Raw genomic sequence first — 6,687 nt, 5'->3', positions numbered from 1 at the left:
CCGCCGCTTCGTCGTTGCGGAGGAGGCCGCTCAGCCGACGCGCTTGTCGGTCTCGCCGGTGACGACGAAGACGATGCGCTGCGCGATCGAGACGGCGTGGTCGGCGATCCGCTCGTAGTAGCGGCCCAGCAGCGCCAGGTCGACCGCGGCCTCGACGCCGTGGGACCAGTCGTCGGAGAGCAGCTCGACGAAGGACGCCCGGCGCAGGCCGTCCATGATCTCGTCGTCGCGGCCCAGCTCGATCGCGGCGCTGACGTCGCGGTCGGCGATGATCTGGCCGACGCGGACCACCATGTCCTCCGCGACCTCGGCCATCTTGCGGATCGTCGGCGCCACCTCGTCCGGGATGGCGATGTTGGGGACCCGCATGCGGGCGATCTTGGCGACGTGGACGGAGAGGTCGCCCATGCGCTCCAGCTCGGTGACCATGCGCAGCGCGGCCACGACCGAGCGCAGGTCGCGGGCGACGGGCGCCTGGAGGGTGAGCATGCCGATGGCGTTCTCCTCCACCTCCTCGCGCGCCACGTCGATGGCGCGGTCGCCGGAGATGACCTCCTCGGCGAGGGTGATGTCGCCCTCCAGGAGCGCCTGGGTGGCCACGTTCACCGCCACCTGGACCATGCCGCAGATGGAGACCAGGTCGCCGAAGACCTGGCTGAGCTGCTCGTCGAACGTGTCACGCATGGCGCAAGCCTAGAGCGCGCGGCGAACGACAGCGCTGCCGGCGGTGAATGCGGGGTGAACTGTTGCTACGTCGGCCTCCGGCGGCGAACGGGGGGTGAAGGCTGTGCGTACGATCCTGCTCGTGGACCCGACGACGCAGGCACTTCTCGCTGCCCTCGTCGGAGCACTGGTCGCCGGCGGCGCCGTGTTCGCCTGGCACGTGTCCGACCGGCAGCAGCGCGCGGCCGTGCCGCTCCAGCAGCCGGCCCTGCCCGACGGCGTGGCCACCGTGCTCTCGGTGCTGCGCTCCAGCGCGGTGGTGATCGACTCCTCCGAGCTGGTGCTCAAGGCCTCCGCGCCCGCCTACGCCCTCGGCCTCGTGCGCGGCACCCGGCTGGTCTCCGACGACCTCGCGGAGATGGTGCGCCAGGTGCGGCGTGACGGGCAGATCCGCGAGACCGAGCTGCGGCTCACGCGTCCTGGTGTGCCGGCCCGCTTCGTCAGCGCCCGCGTGGCGCCGCTGGGCTCGCGCCTCGTGCTGGCGCTGGTGGAGGACCGCACCCGGGAGCGGCGCGTCGAGGAGGTCCGCCGCGACTTCGTGGCCAACGTCAGCCACGAGCTGAAGACCCCGGTGGGCGCCATCCGGCTGCTCGCCGACGCCATGGAGGACGCGGCCGACGACCCCGACGCGGTCAAGCGGTTCGCCGCCCGGATGCTCACCGAGTCCGACCGGCTCGGCAAGCTCGTCCAGCAGATCATCCAGCTCTCCCGGCTCCAGGCCGACGACCCGCTCGACGAGCCGATCGCCGTGGACCTGGACGAGGTGATCGCGACCGCGGTCGACACCAGCGCGATGGCCGCCGAGGACCGCCGCATCCACGTGCTGGTCGGCGGCGTCCCCGGCGTCCAGGTCTACGGCAACGAGAAGCAGGTGCTCGCCGCGGTGAGCAACCTCGTCTCCAACGCCGTCTCCTACTCCGAGCCCGACTCCACGGTGGTCGTGACGACCCGGGTGGACGAGGGGTCGGTCGACATCTCGGTGGTGGACCAGGGCATCGGCATCCCCGCCGAGGAGCTGGACCGCATCTTCGAGCGGTTCTACCGGGTGGACCCCGCCCGGCACCGCTCGACCGGTGGCACGGGCCTGGGCCTGTCCATCGTCAAGCACGTCGCCGCCACCCACGGCGGCGAGGTCCGGGTCTGGTCGGCGGAGGGTCAGGGCTCGACCTTCACCCTCACGCTGCCCCAGCACTACGGCACCGACAGCACCCCCGACGACGACCTCTCCCTGGGGTCGATGGACGACCGGGGGCGCTCCCCGGGGAACGACGAGCAGGAGGAACGCCCGTGACACGGGTACTGGTGGTCGAGGACGAGGAGAGCTACTCCGAGGCTCTCTCGTACATGCTGCGCAAGGAGGGCTTCGAGGTCTCCGTGGCGGCCGACGGCAACACGGCGATCAACGACTTCGAGCGCAACGGGGCCGACATCGTCCTGCTCGACCTGATGCTGCCCGGCATCCCCGGCACCGAGGTCTGCCGGGTCATCCGGCAGAGCTCGAACGTGCCGGTGATCATGGTCAGCGCCAAGGACGACGAGATCGACAAGATCGTCGGCCTCGAGCTCGGCGCGGACGACTACGTCACCAAGCCGTACTCCCCGCGCGAGCTCACCGCCCGCATCCGGGCGGTGCTGCGCCGCGGCATCGAGCCCGACGCCGCACCCGCGGCCCTCGAGGCCGGCCCGGTGCGGATGGACGTCGAGCGGCACGTGGTGACCGTGGACGGCCACGAGCAGAAGCTGCCGCTCAAGGAGTTCGAGCTGCTGGAGATGTTCCTGCGCAACCCCGGCCGGGTGCTGACGCGCGGGCAGCTGATCGACCGGGTCTGGGGCTCCGACTACGTCGGCGACACCAAGACCCTCGACGTGCACGTGAAGCGGCTCCGGGCCAAGATCGAGCCGGACCCGAGCGAGCCCAAGTACCTCGTGACCGTGCGCGGGCTGGGGTACAAGCTCGACCTCTGAGCCTGCGAGGAGGTCGAGCTTGCCTCCGGCGCAGCCGGGGGGCGAGGGACGAGCCCGCGGCGTGGGCGCCGGAGGATCGAGCGGCCCACCGCCGAGGGACGAGGCGGTGACGGCCGTGTCGGGATCTCACCCGCCGCCACGGGCGCAGACCTGGAGCCGGCTGCGGGGGTCTCGTGGCTCCTCGCCGGGGCTCGTCGCACCTCGACCACCGGCAGGTGCAGCGGTGTCGGCGCCGGCGCCTAGGCTGCGGCCGTGAACGCTCCCGCCCCCGGCTCCCCCACCGGCCTGCCCTGGCTCCCGCTCGCCGCGGTGGCCACCACCCTGGTGCTGTGGGCCAGCGCGTTCGTGGCGATCCGCTACCTGCACGAGGACTTCTCCCCCGGCGCGCTGACGCTGGGGCGGCTGGTGGTGGCCTCGGTCTGCCTGGCGGTCGTCGCACTCCTCACGGCCCGCCGCTCGCTGCGCCGGCCGACCGGCCGGGAGTGGGCGGGGATGGCCGTCATCGGCGTCCTGTGGTTCGCGCTGTACAGCGTGGCGCTCAACGAGGGCGAGTCCCGGGTCGACGCGGGCACCGCCTCGATGCTGATCCAGGTCTCGCCGGTGCTCATCTCGGTGCTGGCCGCGATCTTCCTGGGCGAGCGGTTCACCCGCTGGCTCGGGCTCGGCCTGGCGGTGGCGTTCGCCGGCGTCGTGGTCATCTCGCTCTCCACCTCGGACGCCGCCGACCGCGACAGCACGGGCGTGCTCCTGTGCCTGGTGGCCGCGGTGGCCTACTCGATCAGCCTGGTGGTGCAGAAGCCGCTGGTGGCGCGGCTGCCGGCGATCCAGGTGACCTGGCTGGCGGCCACCATCGGGTGCGTCGTGTCGCTGCCGTTCGCGCCGCAGCTGGTGCGCGAGGTCGCGGCCGCCCCGCCGTCGTCCACGTTCTGGATGGTCTACATGGGCGCGCTGCCGACCGCGCTGGCGTTCACCACCTACGCGTACGCGCTGCGGCACCTCTCGGCCTCCACGCTGGGCGTGACGACCTACCTCGTGCCGCCGCTGACCATCGTGATGGGCTGGCTGCTGTTGGCCGAGACGCCCCCGGCGCTGGCCTACGCGGGCGGCGCGCTGGCGCTGGTGGGCGTGGCGCTCACACGGCGCGGTGGCCGCGCGCGGGCTGCCCGTGCCCGGCCTGAGGAGCCGGTCTCCGCGCAGACGTGACGCGCGTGCACCCGGACGTGGGACGATCCGGTTCGTGACCATCCTCGCCGGCGTGGCCTGCGGCCTCCTCGCCCTCCTGCACGTCGGGTTCGCCTACCTCGAGGCGGTGCTGTGGGCGACGCCCACGGGGCGCCGCATCTTCGGCACCGACGTGGAGTTCGCGCAGGCCAGCCGTGTGCTGGCCGCCAACCAGGGGCTCTACAACCTGTTCCTGGCCGCCGGCCTGGTGTGGGGCGCGCTCAGCACCCGCACCGACGTGCAGGTCTTCTTCGCGGCGTGCGTGCTCGTCGCGGGGGCGGTGGGTGCGCTGACCGTGAGCCGCCGCATCCTGTGGGTGCAGGCCGTGCCCGGTCTGGCCACCCTCGTGCTGGCGCTGCTCGCGGTCTGAGACCGCACCGCTCGCCCGGACCCCGGGCGTACGACGAGGACCCGGCGCCAGGGGGATGGTGCCGGGCCCTCGTCGGGTCTGGGGGGTGGCCGGCGGTCAGCCGGCGGTCTGCTGGAGCAGGACCTGGCGCAGCTCGCGGGTGGCGCGGGTGCGCAGCTGGCTGACGCGGGACTCGGTGACGCCGAGCACGCGGCCGATCTCGGCCAGGGTGAGGCCCTCGAAGAAGGAGAGGGCCAGGATCACGCGGTCGCGCTCGGGGAGGGCCTGCACGGCCGGCAGCAGCCGCTCCCGCACCTCCTCGTCCTCGAGCGCGTCGGTCCAGTCGCGGCCGACCTCGTGCAGCTCGTCGAGCTCGCTGACGGAGGCGTAGCGGACCCAGGTGCGCGGCTGCAGCGCCGTGCGCACCTCCTCGGTCTCCAGGCCGCTCGCGGTGGCGAGCTCGTCGTCGGTGGGCTGGCGGCCCAGGTCGGTGCGCAGCGCGTGCGCGGTGCGCTCCAGCTCGCGGGCACGGCGGCGGACGGAGCGGGGCGCCCAGTCGTCGGCGCGCACCGCGTCCAGGATCGCGCCGCGGATGCGCGGCACGGCGAAGGTGGGGAACCGCAGGCCGCGGTCGGGCTCGAAGCGCTCGATCGCGTCGATGAGGCCGATCATGCCCTCGGAGACCAGGTCGCCGGTCTCGACGGAGGCGGGCATGCCGGAGCGGACGCGGCCGGCCACGTACTTGACCAGGCCGGCGTAGCGCAGCATCAGCTCGTTGCGGGCGGCGAGGTCGCCGCGCTCGCGGATGGCGCGCCACAGCGCGCCGTCGCCGTCCTCGCCCTCGTCGGCACTGACGTGCGCGAAGGGCTCGTCGTCGGGCACGGCCCGGACGTGACGGGGCCCCGGCACGCCGGCGGCGTCCGGGGTGGGGTCGGCGAGGCCGGGCTCCTGCGCGTCCGACGCGGTCGGCAGCGGCTCGGGCCGGCGGTGGGCGCCGGGACGGCGCGGTTCCGTGGTCGACTGCTCCGGGCTCCGGGGCTGCGTCGTGGCGGCGGCCTCGGAGTGGGGGCGTGGCGCGTCTCCAGGCGGGGTGACGCGATCGAGAAGCTCGGTCATGGTGGTCCTGGATCTTCGGGGAAGGTGGTGTCCGGTGTCCCGGACGCGCGGGGCGCGCCGCGGCAAAGTCTGCGGCGGCGCGCCACGCGGAGGCCGTGCGGCTGGATGGCTCAGGCGTAGGTGCTGCTGGTGCAGGCAGTGTCGTCCTCGGACAGAATCCCGCCCTGACCGGAGTCGTAGATGAAGGTCCTAGTGCCATTGGTGTTGGCGCCCTGGAGGCAGAAACCAGAAGCGTTGGCACTCAGAATGCTCACGACGACCGGGTCCGACTCGCGCAGGGTCGTCAGCTGGGCCACCGCATCGGTCGTGTCCGCGTCGGCATAGGTCTGGTTGTCGACGAACCAGGTCTCCATGAGCGTGGCGGCGTTCTTCAGGTCCGACTGGGTGCCGGCGTCCGCGGCCTTCTGGCGCTGGTTCAGGAACACCGGGATGGCGATGGCGGCGAGCACGCCGATGATGATGACGACGACGAGGAGCTCGATCAGGGTGAAGCCCTTGTCCCGGCTCTCCGGGGCGTTGCTGGTGGTGGTCTGCACGGTTGTCTCCAATGGCGGTCGGCCCGGCCCCCTGGGGGGTGCATGAGACCGGGGCGAGGACGGTTCATCCCGGTGGATCGGCGCGACCCCAGGCCGTCTTGAGAGCGGTCTAGATGTCTTCATTCTGGCTCAAGGTGACCTGCGGGGATGCCGAAACAGAACAAGTGGGTCCGGGTTTCCGGGTCCGGCTGCTCCAGCACCGTCCCGGCCTCGCCCGCACGCCGCCAGCCAGCCCTCGGCGCCCGGCCCCCGTGCGCCGCCGACCCCGGAGCGACCGCCCGTGACGCAGCCCACCGACCCGCGCGACCGCGGCTTCACCCTCGTGGAGCTGATGGCGACGGTGACGGTGCTGACGATCGTGCTCGGCATCGCCATCTCCGGCTGGGTCCAGTGGACGCGCGCCAACGCTCAGGAGGGCGCGGCCGAGCAGGTGCAGGCGGTGCTCCGCGCCACCCAGCAGCGGGCCGTCACCGAGGGCCGCTCCCTCTGCGTCATGTTCACCGACGCCGACTACCAGCTGTTCAGCGGCCGGTGCGCCGACGACGACCGCACCGCCCTCGAGCCCGCGGTCGCCCTCGACGGCCAGGGCACCCACCTGCTCGACCCGTCCTTCACCACCGACGACGACGGCACCCTGGCCGGCGTCACCTTCAGCTCGCGCGGCACCGCCACCGCCGGCACCGTCACGGTCGTCCGCGACGACTCCGACCGCGAGATCGTCATCCACGTCGAGGGGCTGACCGGCCGTGTCTCCCGCCGCTGACCGCCGCGCGCCCG

At 73.0% G+C, this 6,687-nt stretch carries 8 protein-coding genes; 5 read left to right on the top strand and 3 right to left on the bottom strand.

The features are described 5' to 3' along the window. Positions 1-30: 30 nt before the first annotated feature. Positions 31-684, bottom strand: a complete 654-nt coding sequence (phoU, locus tag M8316_RS19820; RefSeq protein ID WP_250057651.1) for a phosphate signaling complex protein PhoU — start codon at positions 682-684, stop codon at positions 31-33. Between the two features lie 121 nt (positions 685-805). Between phoU and M8316_RS19815 the strand changes: the two genes are divergently transcribed. From M8316_RS19815 to M8316_RS19800, 4 genes are all read left to right on the top strand, one after another. Further along, positions 806-2,014 (top strand): sensor histidine kinase, encoded by a 1,209-nt coding sequence (locus tag M8316_RS19815; protein WP_250057649.1) that lies wholly within the window; start codon positions 806-808, stop codon positions 2,012-2,014. Next, positions 2,011-2,688, top strand: a complete 678-nt coding sequence (locus tag M8316_RS19810) for a response regulator (RefSeq protein ID WP_250057647.1) — start codon at positions 2,011-2,013, stop codon at positions 2,686-2,688. The genes M8316_RS19815 and M8316_RS19810 overlap by 4 nt, the downstream gene beginning before the upstream one ends. Before the next feature lie 252 nt (positions 2,689-2,940). Then, entirely contained in the window at positions 2,941-3,891 is a 951-nt protein-coding gene (locus tag M8316_RS19805; RefSeq protein ID WP_250057645.1) for a DMT family transporter, read from the top strand. A 34-nt stretch (positions 3,892-3,925) separates the two neighbouring features. Then, positions 3,926-4,279, top strand: a complete 354-nt coding sequence (locus M8316_RS19800) for a DUF1304 domain-containing protein (protein ID WP_250057643.1) — start codon at positions 3,926-3,928, stop codon at positions 4,277-4,279. Positions 4,280-4,375: 96 nt separating this feature from the next. Here M8316_RS19800 and M8316_RS19795 read toward each other — a convergent pair whose 3' ends face one another. Together M8316_RS19795 and M8316_RS20905 are read right to left on the bottom strand one after the other, a co-directional pair. Then, positions 4,376-5,374, bottom strand: a complete 999-nt coding sequence (locus M8316_RS19795) for a FliA/WhiG family RNA polymerase sigma factor (protein ID WP_250057641.1) — start codon at positions 5,372-5,374, stop codon at positions 4,376-4,378. Between the two features lie 110 nt (positions 5,375-5,484). Next, positions 5,485-5,910 carry a type IV pilin protein gene (locus tag M8316_RS20905; RefSeq protein ID WP_308196061.1) on the bottom strand — a complete coding sequence of 142 codons (426 nt, stop codon included), beginning with the start codon at positions 5,908-5,910 and terminating at the stop codon, positions 5,485-5,487. Positions 5,911-6,190: 280 nt separating this feature from the next. Between M8316_RS20905 and M8316_RS19785 the strand changes: the two genes are divergently transcribed. Then, positions 6,191-6,673 carry a GspH/FimT family pseudopilin gene (locus M8316_RS19785; RefSeq protein ID WP_250057639.1) on the top strand — a complete coding sequence of 161 codons (483 nt, stop codon included), beginning with the start codon at positions 6,191-6,193 and terminating at the stop codon, positions 6,671-6,673. The last annotated feature ends 14 nt before the right edge of the window (positions 6,674-6,687 follow it).

The organism is Nocardioides bruguierae, from assembly GCF_023554635.1.
Lineage (GTDB): Bacteria > Actinomycetota > Actinomycetes > Propionibacteriales > Nocardioidaceae > Nocardioides > Nocardioides bruguierae.
The sequence above is the reverse complement of the archived record's forward strand: the minus strand, read 5'-3'. Positions and strand labels throughout refer to the sequence as shown.